Annotated in this window: 18 protein-coding genes; 5 read left to right on the top strand and 13 right to left on the bottom strand. The window is 68.0% G+C overall.

Annotated elements, in window-relative coordinates; translation table 11 throughout:
- Positions 1 to 3: 3 nt before the first annotated feature.
- The 4 genes from secB to QP457_RS00895 all read right to left on the bottom strand — a co-directional run bounded on the left by secB (position 4) and on the right by QP457_RS00895 (position 2054).
- A complete protein-coding gene (gene secB / locus QP457_RS00910; protein WP_025875931.1) occupies positions 4 to 522 on the bottom strand; it encodes a protein-export chaperone SecB in 519 nt (172 codons plus the stop codon).
- Positions 523 to 621: 99 nt separating this feature from the next.
- Positions 622 to 1059: a rhodanese-like domain-containing protein gene (locus QP457_RS00905; RefSeq protein WP_025875933.1), complete on the bottom strand. Its 438-nt coding sequence runs from the start codon at positions 1057 to 1059 to the stop codon at positions 622 to 624.
- 57 nt (positions 1060 to 1116) lie between these two features.
- Positions 1117 to 1548 carry a hypothetical protein gene (locus QP457_RS00900; protein WP_100554367.1) on the bottom strand — a complete coding sequence of 144 codons (432 nt, stop codon included), beginning with the start codon at positions 1546 to 1548 and terminating at the stop codon, positions 1117 to 1119.
- A gap of 32 nt (positions 1549 to 1580) precedes the next feature.
- Positions 1581 to 2054, bottom strand: a complete 474-nt coding sequence (locus QP457_RS00895) for a YiiD C-terminal domain-containing protein (protein ID WP_205406122.1) — start codon at positions 2052 to 2054, stop codon at positions 1581 to 1583.
- 33 nt (positions 2055 to 2087) lie between these two features.
- Between QP457_RS00895 and QP457_RS00890 the strand changes: the two genes are divergently transcribed.
- From QP457_RS00890 to QP457_RS00880, 3 genes are all read left to right on the top strand, one after another.
- Complete coding sequence (locus QP457_RS00890) at positions 2088 to 2876, top strand: uroporphyrinogen-III synthase (protein WP_205406121.1); 789 nt, start codon at positions 2088 to 2090, stop codon at positions 2874 to 2876.
- A gap of 104 nt (positions 2877 to 2980) precedes the next feature.
- Complete coding sequence (locus QP457_RS00885) at positions 2981 to 3961, top strand: uroporphyrinogen-III C-methyltransferase (RefSeq protein ID WP_180164594.1); 981 nt, start codon at positions 2981 to 2983, stop codon at positions 3959 to 3961.
- A gap of 6 nt (positions 3962 to 3967) precedes the next feature.
- Positions 3968 to 5275, top strand: a complete 1308-nt coding sequence (locus tag QP457_RS00880; RefSeq protein ID WP_205406120.1) for a heme biosynthesis HemY N-terminal domain-containing protein — start codon at positions 3968 to 3970, stop codon at positions 5273 to 5275.
- 157 nt (positions 5276 to 5432) lie between these two features.
- On the opposite strand, the gene QP457_RS00875 is transcribed toward QP457_RS00880, so the two are convergent.
- Positions 5433 to 6728, bottom strand: a complete 1296-nt coding sequence (locus QP457_RS00875; protein WP_088100805.1) for an acetyl-CoA C-acetyltransferase — start codon at positions 6726 to 6728, stop codon at positions 5433 to 5435.
- 93 nt (positions 6729 to 6821) lie between these two features.
- Between QP457_RS00875 and QP457_RS00870 the strand changes: the two genes are divergently transcribed.
- The gene (locus tag QP457_RS00870; RefSeq protein WP_089241689.1) at positions 6822 to 7709 is read left to right on the top strand and encodes a hypothetical protein; all 888 of its coding nucleotides are present in this window, start codon (positions 6822 to 6824) and stop codon (positions 7707 to 7709) included.
- A gap of 139 nt (positions 7710 to 7848) precedes the next feature.
- On the opposite strand, the gene QP457_RS00865 is transcribed toward QP457_RS00870, so the two are convergent.
- From QP457_RS00865 to QP457_RS00850, 4 genes are all read right to left on the bottom strand, one after another.
- Positions 7849 to 8481, bottom strand: coding sequence for a superoxide dismutase family protein (locus QP457_RS00865; protein ID WP_205406119.1), 633 nt, complete (start codon positions 8479 to 8481; stop codon positions 7849 to 7851).
- Positions 8482 to 8514: 33 nt separating this feature from the next.
- On the bottom strand, positions 8515 to 9084 hold the full coding sequence (locus QP457_RS00860; RefSeq protein ID WP_099819526.1) for a superoxide dismutase family protein: 570 nt from the start codon (positions 9082 to 9084) through the stop codon (positions 8515 to 8517).
- A 93-nt stretch (positions 9085 to 9177) separates the two neighbouring features.
- Positions 9178 to 10626: a nitrogen regulation protein NR(I) gene (ntrC, locus tag QP457_RS00855; RefSeq protein ID WP_205406118.1), complete on the bottom strand. Its 1449-nt coding sequence runs from the start codon at positions 10624 to 10626 to the stop codon at positions 9178 to 9180.
- The gene (locus QP457_RS00850) at positions 10619 to 11680 is read right to left on the bottom strand and encodes an ATP-binding protein (protein ID WP_180164601.1); all 1062 of its coding nucleotides are present in this window, start codon (positions 11678 to 11680) and stop codon (positions 10619 to 10621) included. The genes ntrC and QP457_RS00850 overlap by 8 nt, the downstream gene beginning before the upstream one ends.
- Positions 11681 to 11856: 176 nt before the next feature.
- Here QP457_RS00850 and QP457_RS00845 point away from each other — a divergent pair, with 176 nt between their 5' ends.
- Positions 11857 to 12153 (top strand): HigA family addiction module antitoxin, encoded by a 297-nt coding sequence (locus QP457_RS00845; RefSeq protein WP_205406117.1) that lies wholly within the window; start codon positions 11857 to 11859, stop codon positions 12151 to 12153.
- A 43-nt stretch (positions 12154 to 12196) separates the two neighbouring features.
- Here the strand turns inward: QP457_RS00845 and QP457_RS00840 are convergent, their stop codons facing one another.
- The 4 genes from QP457_RS00840 to QP457_RS00825 form a co-directional block, all read right to left on the bottom strand.
- On the bottom strand, positions 12197 to 14242 hold the full coding sequence (locus QP457_RS00840; RefSeq protein ID WP_205406116.1) for a TonB-dependent receptor: 2046 nt from the start codon (positions 14240 to 14242) through the stop codon (positions 12197 to 12199).
- 83 nt (positions 14243 to 14325) lie between these two features.
- Complete coding sequence (locus QP457_RS00835) at positions 14326 to 14628, bottom strand: hypothetical protein (protein WP_089241703.1); 303 nt, start codon at positions 14626 to 14628, stop codon at positions 14326 to 14328.
- A gap of 108 nt (positions 14629 to 14736) precedes the next feature.
- Entirely contained in the window at positions 14737 to 15894 is a 1158-nt protein-coding gene (locus QP457_RS00830; RefSeq protein ID WP_205406115.1) for an MltA domain-containing protein, read from the bottom strand.
- Positions 15895 to 15961: 67 nt separating this feature from the next.
- Positions 15962 to 17470: an alpha/beta hydrolase gene (locus QP457_RS00825; protein ID WP_205406114.1), complete on the bottom strand. Its 1509-nt coding sequence runs from the start codon at positions 17468 to 17470 to the stop codon at positions 15962 to 15964.
- Positions 17471 to 17627 lie beyond the last annotated feature (157 nt).

Below are 17627 nucleotides of genomic sequence, written 5' to 3'. Positions count from 1 at the left end.
GGATCAGGCGTTGCCGGCCGGCTCGGAGTCAGCCAGCGACGGTGCGTCGCCCTGCTCCTGGCGCTGGCGCAGGGTTTCTGCGTACAGGCCTTCGAAGTTGATCGGCTGCAGGAAGAACGGCGGGAAGCCGCCGGCCTGGATCAGGTCGCTGACCAGCTGGCGCACGTACGGGAACAGGATGTTCGGGCACTGGGTGCCGAGCAGCACGTCGATCGACTGCGGGTCCAGGCCGACCAGGCCGAACACGCCGGCCTGCTTCACTTCGGCCACGTACGCGGTGCGCTCGCCGGCCTGGCAGGTCAGGGTCACGGCCAGCACGACTTCAAAGGCATTCTCGCCCAGACGCTGGACCTGCTGGTTCAGGTTGAGCTGCAGTTCCGGCTGCACCTGGTCGTTGAAGATCGACGGGGCATTCGGCGACTCGAAGGAAACGTCCTTGACGTAGATCTTCTCGACGGTGAACGCGGGGCCGGTGGCGGCATCGACCGGCGCGACAGCGCCGTTGGTGGTCTCTTCGGACATTTCCAGTAACTCCAGTGAATGCAATGAAAACGATGGTCGAATTACTGCGATGGGGGCGGCGGAGGGCGCAAACAAGGCCACTTCCGCCATCGCCTGCGATCAGTTGCGGCCCTTGACCAGCGGCAGTTCTGCCTGCTGCCACGCGGGGATGCCGCCGTCGAGCACGAAGACCTTCTCGAAGCCGGCCTTCTTCAGCGCCTTGGCGGCGGTCTCGGACGCGTTGCCGCTGCGGCACACCAGTACCACCGGGGCCTGCTTGGCGTTGGCCACCAGCTTGTGCTCGGGGCCGAACGCGCTGGCCTGGGCACTGCGGCTGCCGGCAATGTGGCCCTTTTCGAAATCGGCGCTGGGCGACAGATCAACCACCACCGTGCCGCCTGCGTTGATCAGCTGGGTCAGTTCGGCGGGCTTGATGCCCTTGAAGCCCCGGAACAGGCGGCGGATTTCGGTGACGATGAGGGCCACGGTCAGGCCGACCAGGGCCGCGGACAGCATCGGGTTTCGGCCTGCGAAGGCCAGCAACTCTTCGTAATTCACTCAGGTCACGGGTCGATTAAGCGGGCGCCGATTGTCGCACAAGCCGGACGCGACCCGTCACTGCCCCTGCCAGAGGTCCGGCAGGCCCGCGCTTTGCCACCAGCGCTTGGCTTCCGGATCCCAGCGCCAGCGCTCGGTCACCACCACGGTGCGCTCGGCCTGGGTGTTCTGGTTGATCACCCCGATTTCCACCCGGCGCTCGACCAGGCCGCCATCCAGCGCTGCCGTGCTGCGCTCGCGGTAGGACGACACGCGCAGCTGGGCATAGCGGTTGAGTTCGAATTCGGTCGGCGGCTTGGACTTGCGCAGCTGCGGGTCCAGATAGGCGATGGCGTCGTCCATGCTGCCCCAGCGGATGGTGGCGCCGTAGGCGATCTGGGTCTCTTCCAGCAGCTTGCGCTGCTTGCGGCTGAGGTCGTCGGCGGCAGCACCGGCAGCGGCGCTGAGCAGCAGCAGGGAACACAGGAGGATCTGGATGAGGCGGCGCATCGGTGGGTTCCGCAGGGCGTCAGCCTGCCATCCTACCCTTTGGCGAAGGCAACGAAACGACCGCTGAATTCGGCCGCGGCCTTGCCATCGGCGCCCGGCTGGGTCGCGACAATGCTGATGCGGGCCTTGCCGCGCTGGCGGAAGGTGGCCAGGAAGGTATCCCAGGCACCGCTTGCGGTGGCTTCGGCGTGGGCGTGGGCGTGCAGGTCTTCATAGACCGGCGCCAGGTAGCGCAGGTTGCTGTCGGCCACGTAGACCTCGGCGTCGTGGCCGGCCAGGCGCAGGCGCAGGCTGACCAGCGCCCAGCCGGACAGGGTCAGCACCGAGGCCAGGCTGCCACCGAACGCGTTGCCCTTGTCGTTGACGTTGGCCACCAGCGGCGCGGTGATGCGCAGCACGCCGTCGGCATAGCCATCCAAGCGGATCTGCATCGCGCGGACCGCCGGCATGCAGTCCAGCACGTCCTGCAGGGCAGCCAGCGAAGAGGTCAGGGCATCAACAGCCATCAGCAGCAACCACGACAACAAAGGGCCCGCATAATGACGGGAATGGCCAACCATACGATACCCACTGGCTGGACCCTGATCTCACTGCGCCCGCAGGGCCAGCAGGCGGCGCTGCGCCACGCCGCAGCAGCGCTGGGAGGCCGTACCGTCGCGCTTTCGCCCTGGCGGCTGCAACGTCTGCATGACACTGCTGCAGCGCAGCAATTACAACGTGCGCTGACCAGCGATCGGGTGGTGTTCACCAGTCCGGCGGCCGTCGCGGCGGCGGCCAGCCTGATACCGCTGGCGGCAGCGCAACGCAGCCCGTGGCTGACGGTGGGTGAGGGCACCGCGCGCGCGCTGCTGGCGCACGGCGTCGCCGACGTCCATGCGCCCCAGCGGATGGACAGCGAGGGCCTGCTGGCGATGCCGGTGCTGGGCGATGTGCGGGGCATGCAGATCGGGCTGGTGACCGCACCGGGAGGGCGTGGCCTGATTGCCGCCGAACTGCAGGCCGCAGGCGCACAGATCACCCGCGCCGATGTCTACCGACGGCTGCCGCTGCGCTTGTCGCGGCGCATGCTGGCGCGTTTGGCCCGTTCTCCGTCGCCCTGGCTGCTGGCCATCAGCAGTGGCGAGGCCTTGCAGCGTTTCTGGCAGCAGCTGCCCGCGCACTGGCAGCAGCGGCTGCAGGCGAACGCGATCGCGCTGGTGGCCAGCGAGCGGCTGGGCGCGCAGGCGCAGGCACTGGGGCTGACCCGGATAGTGCGCAGCGAGGGTCCCACCCACCTTCAGTTGATCGCCGCTGCACACACTGCGCTCACCGGCCCGGCAGCGACCTGAACAGGCACCCGGCAGTGGCTTGCCGGTGTCGTTGGCAACAGTGATGCTGTGCACAACGCTGCCTGCCGGATCTGTTCCGGCGTTGCCGCCGACAAGGAAGCCCGATGAACGACACTCTGCCGCCCGCTCCATCGCCCCATCGCCCCGTGCGCTGGCTGCTGCCGCTTGCCGCGCTGGCGGTGCTGGGCGCGGGCGGCTATGCCGGCTACCACTATTGGCAGAAGCAGCAGAGCGACCAGCTGGCGCAGGCGCAGACCACCGCCGTGCAGCTGAAGGGACTGGAGGCCACGGTCGAGGCCCTGCGCCGTGACCAGCGCGCTGCCAGCCAGCGCCTGCAGGATGCGGCCACCACCAATCGAGTGCTGCGCGACGAAATGCTGGGCCTGTCGCAGCGCAGTGCCTTGCTGGAAGAAAACCTGGCCAAGCTGGCCGACAGCGCCAACCAGGGCCGCCAGGCGGTGCAGCGTGATGAGGCCGAACTCCTTCTGACCCAGGCTGCGCAGCGTCTGGCCTTCGCCGATGACGTGGAGGGCTCGCGCCGTCTGTATGCGCTGGCCGCCACGGCATTGGCCGATCTTCCCGACAGCGACGGGCTGAACCTGCGCCAGGCGCTGGTGCAGGAACGCAACGCGCTGGATGCGTTGGGCGCGGGCCCTCGCGTGCAGTCGCTGCAACGCCTGGACGCACTGGGCAAGGCCCTGCAGGGCCTGCCTTCGCAGATCGCGCAGACGCCCGCCGACAACACCGCTAAACCGTGGTGGCAGGCCGCGCTGGCGCCCTTCGTGGACATCACCCCGAGCCGTCTGAACGGCCCGCTGACCTCGGCCGAGCGCACCACCATCGACACAGCGCTGCAGCTGGAACTGACCCTGGCCCGCGCAGCGATCGAGCGCGGCGACGGCAGCGGTCGCGATGCCGCGCTGAACAGAATCGATCTCTGGGCGCAGCGGCGCTGGCCGGATTCACCGGACCTGCGCGCGCAACGTGCTGAACTCCATGCCCTGCGCACGCTGCCATTGCAGGCCGACAACACCGTGCTTGGCAGCACCCTGCAACAACTGCGTACCCAGACCGACCGGAGGTAAGCCCGTATGAAACCCCTGCAATCACTGGTCGTGCTGTTGCTGGCAGTGGCCATTGGCGTGGTTGCCGCGCAATGGCTCGGCACCGATGACCTGAACCGCTACGGCGAAGTGACCCTGCGCTACGCCGGCTACGACTACCACAGCAACCTGCCGAAGGTGGCGCTGCTGTCGGTGATCGGCGTGCTGGTGCTGTGGCTGCTGTGGAGCCTGATCGCCGCACCGTTCCGTGCCTGGGGCCGCTACCGCCGCAAGCAGGGCCGGGTGCGCCTGATCGATGGCCTGCTGGCCTACGAGCATGGCCAGTGGCAGCGTGCTGAGAAGCTGCTGGACGGCGCCGCCAAGGATCCGGAAGTGAGTGGCGTTGCGCTGGCCAATGCCGTGCGCAGTGCGCAGGTGCGCGCCGATGCACCCGCTGCCGAGGCGCTGCTGCAGCGTCTGGGCGAAAGCGATGCGACGTTGCAGGCGCTGCTGCGCGCCGAACAGCTGCTGGCCAACGATCTGCCGGTGGATGCGATCAACGCACTGGACGTGGCGGCGATCCAGCCGCTGCCGCCGCGCGGTCTGTGGCTGCGTACCGAAGCGCTGGCACGTGCTGGCCGCGCGCACGAGGCATACGGCCAGCTGGGCGCGCTGCGCCAGACCAAGGTGCTGCCGGCCGAGGCCAGCAGCGAACTGGAAGCACACCTGGCCGCGCAGGCACTGCTGGAAGCCGGCGACGTCAACGCACTGGCTACGCAATGGGAAGCCACGCCGAAGGCGCTGCGACCGACCCCGGACGTGGTGGCCGCCTACGCCACCCGTGCGGTTGCACTGGACTGGGACGAACCGGCGCTGCTGGCGCTTGAGCAGGCGCTGGACCACCGCTGGGATGACGAACTGGTGGCGTTGTATGGCCGTCTGCCGGCCGAGCGTCTGGCTACACGCCAGGCCAACCTGCAGCGTTGGCGCAACGTGCACGACGACTCCGCCGCCCTGCGCCTGGCCCAGGGCCGCATCGCGCTGGCGCAGCAGCAGTGGGACGCCGCCGATGCGTTCCTGCATGAAGCCATCGCCGCGGGTGCCGGCGCTCCTGCATGGGAGGCGCTGGGTGAAGCCTTCGCACAGCGTGGCGAGCATGTACTGGCCGCGCAGTGCCTGACCAACGCACTGCGCCTGCAGCGTGGCGAAGACAGCGTGGCGCTGGTGCGGGCATCGGCAGCGGCCACTGACACGCCGCTGCATGCGACCGTCGAAGAGCAGCCGATTGCACCGTTGCCGCCGGTGTATGACGCCAACGAAGAGCGCGACGCGTTCGGCAACCCGCGGTTGCCGTAGCCCGCTTCGGTAGACGCCAACCTTGGTTGGCGTGTGGCCGCACCGGGATAACAAGAACGCCGCCCATCGGGCGGCGTTTTCGTGTGTAGATCCACGCCATGCGTGGATGCTCATCGAGCAGTGCCAAGCGAGCTTGGCATCTACCCGAGCAGTCGCATCACCGTTCGACGATCGCCACCACGCCCATGCCGCCGGCGGTGCAGATCGACACCAGCGCACGGCCACCGCCGCGCTCGGCCAGCTGCTTGGCCGCCGTGGCAATCACGCGTGCACCGGTGGCGGCGAACGGGTGACCGGTAGCCAGCGACGAACCCAGCAGATTGATCTTGTCCGGGTCGATACGCCCCATCGGTGCATCCAGGCCCAGGCGATTGCGGCAGTAATCCTCACTCTCCCACGCGCGCAGGGTGCACAGCACCTGCGCGGCGAAGGCTTCGTGGATCTCGTAGATATCGAAGTCCTGCAGGGTCAGGCCGTTGCGCTTGAGCATCTCCGGCACGGCCACGGTCGGTGCCATCAACAGGCCTTCGCCGTGCACGAAATCGACGGCCGACACGTGTGCGTCGCGCAGGTAGGCCTGCGGCTCGTGGCCATGCGCCCGCGCCCACTCTTCGCTGGCCAGCAGCACGGCGGCGGCGCCGTCGGTCAGCGGGGTGGAATTGGCAGCGGTCAGGGTGCCGCGGCCGGACACCTTGTCGAAGGCCGGCTTCAGCGTGGCCAGCTTCTCCAGCGAGGTGTCGGCGCGGAGGATGTTGTCGCGCTCGACGCCGCGGAACGGTGCGATCAGGTCGTTGAAGAAGCCGCGCTCATAAGCAGCAGCCAGCTTCTTGTGCGATGACACCGCCCACTCGTCCTGCGAGTCGCGCGAGATGTTCCACTCCTTGGCCATGTCCTCGCAGTGGTCACCCATGCTCTTGCCGGTACGCGGTTCGGCCACGCCCGGGAACTCGGGCTTGAGCTCGGCGAACTTGAAGCCGGAGGTCAGCGCGCGGATCTTGTCGCCGGTGCTCTTGGCACGGTTGGCCGCCAGCAGGCGCGCACGCAGCTTCTTGCCGTACACGATCGGCACGTCGGAGGTGGTATCGGAACCGCCGCCGATGCCGGATTCGATCTGGCCCAGCGCAATCTTGTTGGCGACCGTGATGATGCTGTCCAGCGAGGTACCGCAGGCGCGCTGCAGGGTGATGCCAGGGGTCAACGGCGACAGGCCCGAGGACAGCGTGGCTTCGCGGCCCAGGTTCCAGTCGCTGGAGTGCTTGATGACCGCCCCCATCGCTACTTCGCCCAGCTGCTGGCCGTGCAGGCCGAAGCGCTCGACCAGCGCTCCCAGCGTGCGCACCGACATGCCGAGGTTGCCGACATCCGAATACGCGGTGTTCTGGCGGCAGAACGGAATGCGGACGCCACCGAGGATGGCGACGGGACGAGCGTTGGGCATGGAGATACCTGGCATGGATGAGGGTGTCTGCAACATGGCCTGCACGACAGAGCAGGCATAATGGGGCCAAGTGTAGCTGCCGCCCTGTGATGGGCCAACCGTGGAACCATGAGCAAACCCGACCCTGCGATGAATGCCCTTGGCGTGCTGGCCCTGGAACTGGCCGGCGGCGAAATCCCCCGCCAGGCGGTGCTCAGCGCTGAACAGGCCGGTGAACTGGCCGAACGCGTCGGCCGCGACCTGTCCAAGCTGGTGCCACAGGTGGCCGAGCTGGACCTGGTGTTCGCCGCCGCCCATTTCGATCCGGCCGAAGTGCTTCGCCCAGGCTGGCCGATCCATCGCCGCCTGGAAGAACTGCAGATGCGCGCGCCCGGCCGCAACCAGGGCCCGCGCGTGCTGGCCTTCGGCGCCGATGCCAGCGGTGATGTACCGCTGCCGTTCCAGGCCGACGCCACACTGGTCGGCGGTGGCCTGCGGGTGGTGCCGTTCCTGCTGACCGGCAGCGAGGTGGCAACCACGGCGGCCGTGGCCGATGCGCTGGAAGAGGTGCTGCTGGCCAATGGCATGGCCCATGCCGATACCGCGCTGATGGCACAGAACACGTTCGGTGCACGCGTCGAGCACGCACGCTATTTCACCGTGAACGACCTGGCCGCGATGATGTCGATGCAGTACGACAACCAGGGCCTGGCCGCGCTGTGGCCGCTGATTGAAACCGCGATCATGGCCCCGGGCCAGGACGAGTGGCTGAGTGACGCGCCCGAGCCGTTGCTGCGCTATACGCAGGGCGAAGCGCGCATGGCGCTGTTCGACCCGGCCGGCTGGTGCGCGCATTACAACCACGGCAAGGGCGATTGCGAACGCCTGCAGGGCATCTATGAGCAGTTCCTGATGCGCCAGCGGCAGATGGCCGCAGTGCTCGAAGCGCACGGTGTGCCGGTGCTGTTCGTGCATTGCGAAGCTGGGCAGGACGCGCGCGAACTGCTGGCGCGCTGATAGGAAACGGTGGCCGCGACGTGTTGTAGAGCAGAGCCCATGTTCGGCTCAGGGCCCCGGAAGAGCAGCCGAGCGTGGGCTCGGCTCTACAGGAAGCAGTGCAAAGAAAAACGCCGGCCTGCGCCGGCGTTTTCGTTTCTTACGGGGCCTTGCTGATCACCGCGCACGCCAGTCGCGCACCGGCGTTGCCGGTCGGCTGGGTCTTGTAGTCGTCCGCGTCGGCGTGGACGATCAGACCGCGGCCGATGACGTCGAAATCATCACCCTTGCCGATGTTGACGTTGCTCGACACCGGGCTGTCGATGGTGGCTACGCCCTTGTCGTCGGCCTTGATGTTGGGCATGTCGCCACCGTGGTGCGGGTCGGTGGCCACGTTGCCGTGGTCCTGCTTGCCCGGGTTGAAGTGGCCGCCGGCGCTCATGCCGTCCGGCGCGCTGCAGTCACCCTTCTCGTGGATGTGGAAGCCGTGCTCGCTGCCCGGCTTCAGGCCAGTGATCTGGCCGGACGCGTGAACCTTGCCGTCGACCAGCTTGAAGGTGATCGACCCCTTGGTTTCATTGCCCTGGGTCGGTGCCAGTTCGGCAGTGGCCGAGGTATTGGCTGCCGGGGCCGCTGCGGTAGCCGGTGCAGTGGCCGGATCGGCCGGTGCTGCCGAACCTTCGGCCGGGGTGGTGGCCGGGGCTTCGGCGGCCGGTGCGGCCGGTTGCTGGTTGCAGGCGGCCAGGCCCAGTGCAGCGATGGCGGCGAACAGCGAAGTGTGGATCAGACGCATGGAAACTCTCCTTGGAAAATGCCGGGGGCGTGATCAGCGGGTTACCCGGATCACGCCGCAGGCGATGCGGACGCCGGCATTGCCGGCGGGCTGGCTGCGATAGTCGTCGGCCCTGGCGTGCACCACCAGCGAACGTCCGGCGATATCCGTGGCGGCGCCTCCGCCCAGGGTAACGCCCTTCAGATGCACATCGATGTTGGCACGGCCCTGCGCATCGGCCTGCAGGTTGTCGATGTCGCCCAGGTGGTGCTTGCCACTGCCGGCACGACCGTGCGCGACACCGGCGGGGTTGAAGTGGTTGCCTGCGCTGCTGGCGTCCACCGCGCTGCAGTCACCGCGCTCATGGATGTGGAAACCGGCCTGCTGCATCGGCTGCAGGCCTCCCACCAGACCGGTGAGGTGCACGCCGCCGGGTTCCACCATCAACGCCAGGCGGCCACTGACGATGCTGGCCGAGGCAGGCGCCAGATTGGCTTCGGCCTGCTTGGCGGTGCTGACCACCGTTGCCGGAGGCGGTGTGGGCTGCGGCTTCTTCGGCGCGCTGCCACAAGCGGACAGGAGCACGGCGGCGGACAAGGGCAGAAGGGCGAAGGACAAACGCATCGAGGACTCCTTGCAGGTAACACTACGGACGGCATCGTCCATGGAGGATCAACAGTTCGGCAAGCGGGTGCGAGGATCGCGTGCAGGCACCGTTCAATGGCCGCCGCGACGGCGACCGGCGCCCAGCTTGCGGGTAAGCGTATTGCGGCCGAGGCCCAGCCGCGCGGCGGCTTCTGCGCGACGACCGTGGGTGATCTGCAGGGCGGCCTCCAGCAGGGCGTGGTCGACCCGTTCGCGTACCTGTGCGTGCAGGCCCTCGGCGCCTTCGGCCAGCTGCCGGCGTGCCCATTCGGACAGCAGCGCTTCCCATTGGCCTGGATCGCCGGCGGCCGTGGTGCTGCGCCGGCTGCGGGTGCGGTTGAGCGCGGTATCGACATCGGCCACACCGATGGTATCGGCAGCGGCCAGTGCAGCCATGCGCCAGCACACGTTTTCCAGTTCGCGGACGTTGCCCGGCCAGTCGTGCTCGCGCAGCGCCTGCAATGCGGCCGCGGTCAAGCGCTTGGGCGGCGTATCGAGCTTGCGTGCGGCCGCGGCCAGGAAGGTGGTGGCCAGCTGCGCGATGTCCTCGCGGCGCTCGCGCAGCGGCGGCAGCTGCAGACGCACCACGTCCAGGCGGTGCAGCAGGTCGGCACGGAATTTTCCCTGCGCGACCAGGCCTTCCAGATCCTGATGGGTGGCGGCGACCACGCGCACATCGACGCGGATCAGTTCGCGTCCACCCACGCGGAAGAATTCGCCCTGGGCGAGCACGCGCAGCAGGCGCGTCTGCAACGGCAACGGCATGTCGCCGATCTCATCAAGGAACAGGGTGCCGCCGTTGGCCTGCTCGAAGCGGCCGATATGGCGCCGCTGCGCGCCGGTGAACGCACCCGCCTCGTGGCCGAACAGCTCGCTTTCCAGCAGCTCGGCGGGAATGGCGGCGGTGTTCAGCGCGACGAACGGATGCTGCGCACGCGGTGATTCGCGGTGCAGCGCATTGGCCACCAGCTCCTTGCCGGTGCCGGTCTCGCCGATGATCAGCACCGCCAGCGGTGCCTGCGCGAGGCGGCCGATGGCGCGGAACAGCGCGCGCATCGGTGGCGTGTCGCCCACCAGCTGCGGCGGCTGGTCGCTGGCTGCGTCTGCGGCAGGCGTGGGCGCGGCCATGGCCGGCGCCACTGCAGGCAGCACGCGCTGGGCCAGCGCCACCGCATCGTCCAGGTCGAACGGCTTGGACAGGAACTCATGCGCGCCGCCGCGGAACGCACCGGCAGTACTGGCGACATCGGTGTAGGCCGACATCACCACCACCGGCAACTGCGGCAGCGCAGCCTTCAGCTTGTCCAGCAGCACCAGGCCATCGTCGCCGGGCATGCGTACGTCGGTGAACAGCAACGCAGGCGGCGGGCTTTCGGCCAGCGCTTTCAACGCGGGTGCCGCGCTGTCGAAGTCGACCACCTGGTAGCCGGCTTCGCGCAGCGCGGTGCACAGCACGAAGCGCACGGCGCGGTCATCGTCGACCACCCAGATGCATGGCGCGGACGAGGAAGACTCAGACATCGCGCGGGGCCTCCTCGGCGGTGGCGGTTCCGTTGCCGATCGGCAGCAGCAGGGTGAATACGGTATGGCCCGGGCGCGACCGGTAGGTCAGCGTGCCGCGATGCTCGCGTGCGACCTGCTGGGCCAGCGCCAGGCCCAGGCCAGTGCCTTCGGCGCGGCCACTGACCAGCGGCAGGAACAGGTGTTCGGCCAGTTCCTCGGGCACGCCACGGCCGTCGTCAGCGATTTCCAGGCGCAACGCCAAGGTGTGCAGCTGTTCGGCGATGCGCACCCCGTGTTCAACGCGGGTGCGCAGGGTGATGTTGCCGGCGCCGGCCTGGATGGCATTGCGCACCAGGTTCCATACCGCCTGGGTGAGGCGGTCGGCGTCGCCGTCGAATTCGGGGATGCTGGGGTCGTAGTCGCGCTGCAGGCGCACCGCCCAGCCGGCCTCGTTCTCGGCCAGGCGCAGTACGCGCTCCAACGCGGCGTGGATGTTCAGCGCCGCATGCGGCGCGGCCGGCGCCGGCGACAGCAGCTGCTCCAGCAGACCATTGAGCCGCTCGATCTCCGAACCGATCAGATCGATCAACTCGCGTTCGCCGGCATCGCGCTGCGCCGCGCGGCGGGCCAGCAGCTGTGCGGCGCCCTTCAACCCGGCCAGCGGATTACGCAGCTCATGCGCCAGGCCCTTCAGCGCCGCACTGAGCGCGCTGGGCAGGGCCTGGGTCGGGTCAAGCCCGGGAAACTCATCGACCGGATGCGCCTCCAGCAGCCAGCCGCCATCGTCGCGGCGGCTCATCCAGCCTTCGGCGAAACGCGCCGCCTCGCCGGGCAAGGCCAGCGCCAACCGGTTCAGGCGCAGGCTGTCGCGCTCGTCGCGGGCCAGGAAATGGGCCAGCGCCTCGCCCTGCACTTCCAGCGCGGCCAACGGCTGGCCAAGCAGGCGCCGGCCGCTGACGCCCAGCCAGCGCGCGAAAGCCGGGTTGCAGCCGGCGATGCGGCCATCGGGCCCGGACCAGGCCAGCGGCGTGCCGAGGGCATCGAGGGACGGCGGGGGTGCAGGGTCTGACATTGCACCAATGTAGTGCAAAACAGGGGCACGGGGTCCGGGGTCGGATCCCTTTCCACAAGGAAAGGGCTCTGACCCCATCAAGCCGAATGCGTCGAACGTGGTCGGATTACCCGATTCCCACAGCAACACGCCGTCGACACACTGCCCTCTGCATCAGCTTTTCGAGCAGCCCTCCCATGCGAACCGTTCCCTACCCCACTCCCGGCGAGATCCTGATGCACGAATTCCTAGAGCCCCTGGGCATCACCCAGTACCGCCTGGCCAAGGCGATCGGCGTGTCGCAGCGCCGGATCGGCGAGATCGTCACTGGCCATCGCGCCGTGACGGCGGATACCGGGCTGCGCCTGTCCCGCTACTTCGGTGTATCCGACAAGTTCTGGATCGGCCTGCAGGCCGATTTCGATGCTGCGATGACCAAGGAGAGACTGGCCGACGTGCTGGCCCGCATCGAACCGTACAACGCGGTGGCGTGAGTCCGCGCAGGTCGAGCAAGCTCGACCGCTACCGCCGTTGCGGTCACAGCTTCATGTTCAGGCCGACGAACACGCTGCGGCCCGGGGCGGGCGAGAACATCGGCCGGGCGCTGTCCCAGAAGAAGCTGTCGTACCACGCGTAGGCGTACTCACGGCCGGTGACGTTCTTCAGCTGCAGGTCCACGCTCCAGGCCGGGGTGATCTGGTACCTGGCGCTGAGGTCGAGCACGGCGAAGCCGCCGAACTTGCCCGTGACGTTGCGCTCTTCCAGATAGTAATCACCCTGCGCACGCGCCTGCAGGCCCAGCTGCAGGGCATCGCTGGCCTGGTAGTCCAGACCGAGGTTGCTGATGTGGCGCGGCGTGGCCGCGACTTCGCGTCCCTGCAGGGACACGCCGGGCGCGCGGTCGTCGCGGGTGATCTTCGCTTCCTGGTAGGCATGCGAAGCCCACAGGGTCCACGCGTCTCCCAGCTGCGCGCTGATCTGCGCATCCATACCGCGGCGGCGGGTCTTGCCCAGCGTGACCGTGGTGCCGGTGGCCGGCATGTTGGACACTTCGTTTTCCGCATCCTGCTGCCATACCGCCAAGCGGGCCTGGCTGCCGGCAAAGGGCTGGAATTTCAGGCCCAGCTCCATGCCCGTGTTGGTGGAGGGCTGCATCGGTGCCTGCCCCGGGGTGAGGTAGGCCGGTGCGGTGGAACCGGTCAGCACCTGGAACGTGCGGCCCCAGTTGGCATAGATGTGGGTGTGCTCACCCAGGCTGTGGATGACGCTCAGCTTGGGCTGGCCGATGCTGCCGTAGTCCTGCAGGCGGCCGGTGGCGCCGTTCATCAGCCGGGTGTGGCCGCTGAAGCGGTCCACGCGGTAGGCCGGCACGATCTTCCATGCGTCGGCGGGCTGGTAGATCGCCTGCACGTACGCGCCCCAGTTGTCGAAGCTGTGGCGGTCGTTGTTCTGCACGCGTGCCGGCGGACGGCTGAAATCGGTGGGTTCGGCGTAGGCGTAGCGCTCGCGGATGTAGCCGTTGTCCTGCTGCTCGTAGTTCAGCCCGCCCTCCACGGTGAGCATGGGGCTGGCCTGCCAGGTGAGCGTGCCGAGCAGGCCGGCCTGGCGCTCGTCCCACAGCCTGCGCTGGCGCGGCAGATTACCGGTGGGCAGATCGCTGAAGGTCACCCGGCGGTCGTCTTCATAGCGGTTGTAGTACAGCCGCGTGCCGAAGGTCACCGCGTCACTGAGCTTCATGTCCAGGTGCGCGGCGAACTGGCGCATGTCGCGGTCGTCGCCGTCATTGGCGTTGCGCAGGTCGCTGCGACGGCGGCCGGCGTGCAGCTCTTCCGCGGTCATGAAACCGGGTTCGTCGGCCTCATGGTGGTAGGCGCGCGCGGTCAGGCCGATGCGCAGCCCGTCCTCCAGCGAACCGAAGAACCACTTGCCGCCCAGCGAGTACTTCTTCGAGCTGTCGTGGTCGCGGTAGCCGTCGCTGGCCTGGGTGCCGACGAAGTAGTTCTGCGCGACGCCGTTGGCTTCGCGGCCCACTGCCAGCTGCATATCACGGGTGTCGTAACTGCCGTACGCCAGTCGCGCGTCGGTGTAGGTGCCGCCCTGGCGCGTGCCGAAGTTCACGTTGCCGCCGATGTTGTGCAGGCCGTAGCGCGGGTCGTTGGTTCCGCGCACCACTTCGATGTAGCTGATTTCCAGCGGGAACAGCATGTCGATAAAGCGCTGGTTGCCGCTGTTGACGTTGCTGGGGATGCCGTCGATCAGCGTCTTGATGGCATTGAGGTAGCCCTCGCCGTTGAAGGCGCGGAAGCTGACCTTGCCCGACTCGGCGCCCTGCCGGGTTTCGGTCAGCTGGATGCCGGGCATCTGCCCAAGCAGTTCCCAGCTGTGCGACACGTTGCGGCTTTCGATCTGGTCCGCGCCCAGCACGTCCACCGAAGTCAGCACCTGGTGCGCGCTCAGCTGGCCCTCGCTGTGCTGATGCACATCGACCTTGCCCAGGGTGAGCGCGGCGTCGGCGGACTGGGCGAATGCTTCAGGGGCGAACGGGGCGGCCGCGAGCGCGGCCACCAGCGTGGGAGTCTTCATCGGGAGTCGGGCGGAAGGCGAGAAATGAAACTTTATAACATTTCGATTCCGCCAGCCATCCGATGATTGCAGGCCCCTCGACCTTAAACGGGGTAGCCGGTGGCTTCCCGGGCCTTCTTCCAGGCAATCTCAAACTCGCGTGCGCTGATCTCGTCGTCTTCATCGAAATCCATGAACGACACCGGCTGGTCAGCCAGCAGGAAACGATCATCGCTGTGGGCATGCTCATCGGCCCAGACCATCTTGGTGCCGTAGATTTCGACCTGGCGCACGATCTTCTCGCCACGGGCTTCCATCAGCACGTTGCCCTTGCCCAGGCCCGACTCGGCCCAGTGCTTGTAGTACTTCTTCGTGTTGGATTTTGCGTTGTTCTTTGCGTATTTCATTGCATTTGTCCTGGCCGCAGGTGCGGCCGGAGAGATCGGAAGGGCGCCATTATCAGGCATATGGGGTCAGATCCCTTTCCTACGGAAGGGGATCTGACCCCTGCTGACCTACTGCGGCAACGCCACGCCCTTCGGCCACAGCATCCAGATATTGCCCTTCTGCTTCATGTCGCCGGCCAGCTTGCCGGCGGCATCGCCACTGCCCCAGTACAGATCGGCGCGTACCTCGCCGGCAATGGCGCCACCGGTATCCTGCGCGGCCACCGGGCGCACCACCGGCGTGCCATCCGGACGCGTGGTCGACAGCCACAGCAGGCTGCCCAGCGGCACCACGGTGCGATCCACCGCCACGCTGTAGCCGGCGGTCAGCGGCACGTTCAATGAACCACGCGGGCCTTCCGGGCTGTCCGCGCTGCGCACGAAGAACACGTAGCTGGGATTGCTGCGCAGCAGCTCCGGTACGCGTGCCGGATGTGCCTTCGCCCACGCGCGGATCGTGTCCATGGTGACGTCTTCCTTCTTCAGCTCGCCCTGCTCCACCAGCCAGCGGCCGATCGCGCGATAGGGATGGCCGTTCTGTTCGGCATAGGCCAACCGCACCTGCCTGCCATCGGCCAGGCGCACGCGGCCCGAGCCCTGGATCTGCAGCAGCTGCAGGTCCATCGGATCGGTCAGCCAGGCCAGCACCGGCGCCTTGGCACCCTTGCTGGCGATGCTGCCGGCATCGTCGTAGGGCTTGAGTACCTTGCCCTCCACGCGGCCGCGCAGGCGCTTGCCCTTCAATTCGGGGTAGAGACTCTCCAACTGCACCACCACCAGATCATCGGGTGTGCCATAGACCGGCACCGTGGCCTTGTCGGTGCGGGTGAGGCTGCCGGGGTAGATGGGCTCGTAATAGCCGGTGATCAGGCCGTCGGCGCGATGACCACCGGCGCGCAGGGAATAGACATCGAGATCGCGCTGCAGGAATGTGCGGATCGCGCTGGCGTCCTTGTCGGATACGGTGCTGGCGGTCGCGCAGGGCCTGGCCCAGGTCGCATCGTTCTTCAGCCGGGTGCAGCTGCTGCGCCAGGCGACGAAGCCTGCCTGCAGGTCGGCATCGGATACGGCCGGCAACGTGTTCCAATCGACCTTGGCGTAGGTGGCGGCAGGCGTTGCTGCGGCCGGCGCTTCGGGACGGGTACCGGTGGTGGAACAGCCAGCAAGCACGGCAAGCGCAAGAAGGCTCCAGCACGTGCGGTTGAAGGGGGCGATGAGGTCAGTCATTGCCCCAATGTAGTGCAATCGGGCGTGGCGCAGGACCGGGATCGCATCCTGCGCCACACGGTGGACCCTATCGCTTGCCGCCCAGCAACTCACTGCTGCGGGTGGCGAACACCGGTGGCGGCACGTCGAGCACGGTATCGCGCACAACGCGGCCGGCGAGGAAGTCGACGATGCTGCGGGCGATGGCCGGGTTGCCTGTCCACAACTCGTTGTGATGGCTTGCGTTGCGCACCAGCAGCGAGTGGCCGTTGCTGAAGCCCGGCCGCAGTGCCTCGGCATTGGCCGGGGGCGTACGCCCATCCAGCGTACCGCTGATGAACAGCACCGGCACCTCGCTGTGCAGCGGGCCGCGGAAGTCCTCACCCAGATCGGCCAGGCCGAGGCCATCGCCGATGGCCGGGAACGGGAAGTTCAGCCCGTCGCCGAACAGGCTCTGGCGTGCCTGTGCTTCGGCCAGCGCCCGGCGCTGCGGGCTCTGCCCGGAGGCGACGTCCATCGCCAGACCCATGGCCGGGAACTTCGCGAACTGGGCGCGCCCGATCAGCACCAGGTCGGCCAGTGGGTCGTAGTTGCCCGTCTCGGCCTCGCGCAGCACCAACGGCAGCCACTGCTGGGTGATGCGTTGCCCGAGCATGTTGGCGATGACGCTCTGCGCGTCGTACAGGCCGATGCTGACCTGGCGGCCCTCATGCATGTGGCTGCGGCCCTGCCGCGGCTGCTCACGCAGCGCCTGCAGCACGCGGGTGACCGATCCGGCGAGATCGTCGAAGCCGTCCTTGCGCGCAAGCACCGCCAGCTCCTGCAGCAGCGCGTCGCTGCTCAGCGGCAGCTTCAGCGTATCGTCGGGACCTTCGGATCCCATCAGCACCACGCGCTCAAGACCGGCACCGTGCAGGCGCACCGTGGCCAGGGCCAGATGGGTGCCATAGCTCATGCCCCACAGGCTGATCTTCGGTACGTCCAGCGCGCGCCGCAGGTCGTCAAGGTCGCCGGCACTCTCGGCCGTGGTGTACGCGCCGAGATCGACACCGGCCTGACGCCAGAACGCTACGCACTTCGCCGCCGTGGCCTGCACTGCGGCCAGCGCCGTATCGCGCTGCAGCGGTTGGGCGTCGTCGAATCGTGTTTCATGCGGACATTCCGGCGGCGGCTCGGACTGGCCAGCACCGCGCTGGTCGAGCAGCAGTACGTCCGTCTCGCGCCGCACCTGGTCGAACACCGGCCAGCGCGGACCGCGCGCGGTATCGATACCAGAACCACCCGGACCACCGGCCAGGTAGACCACCGGTGCGGCGCGACCATTGCCGGCTGTTGCGCGCAGGCGCACCACCTTCAGGTGCAGGCGCGGACCGTCCCGCTCGCTGTGCCGTCGCGGCACCTCCAGCGTGGCGATCTCGGCAGCAATATCGCCATGGCCCTTGGTCTGCAGTGTGTAGGGCTCGAAGGCCAGCGCCGCCGGACCGGCCTGTGCGGGAATGGCGGCGGCGAGGGACAGGCAGAGCGCGGCGAGGGCGACGGCCACGACGGGGCGACGAACCTGGAAACTGCCGGAAGGCGTAGAGGCGCTGCGGGTCATGTTGGGCTCCGATGGAAGGATGTGCGCCGCCAGCATCTGCTCCCGCGGAGCGCTACGGACGCGCCCCTCTGCCGAACGTCTCCAGACGCCGGTCCAATGTCTCCACGCAACCGATACGATGGCCGCCATGCAGATCCCACGAACCCTTGCTGTCCTT

The sequence above is a fragment of the Stenotrophomonas sp. As-7 genome, from assembly GCF_030291015.1.
GTDB classification, from domain to species: domain Bacteria; phylum Pseudomonadota; class Gammaproteobacteria; order Xanthomonadales; family Xanthomonadaceae; genus Stenotrophomonas; species Stenotrophomonas lactitubi.
Note: the sequence above shows the minus strand (reverse complement) of the source record. Positions and strands in the feature narration are given on the sequence as shown.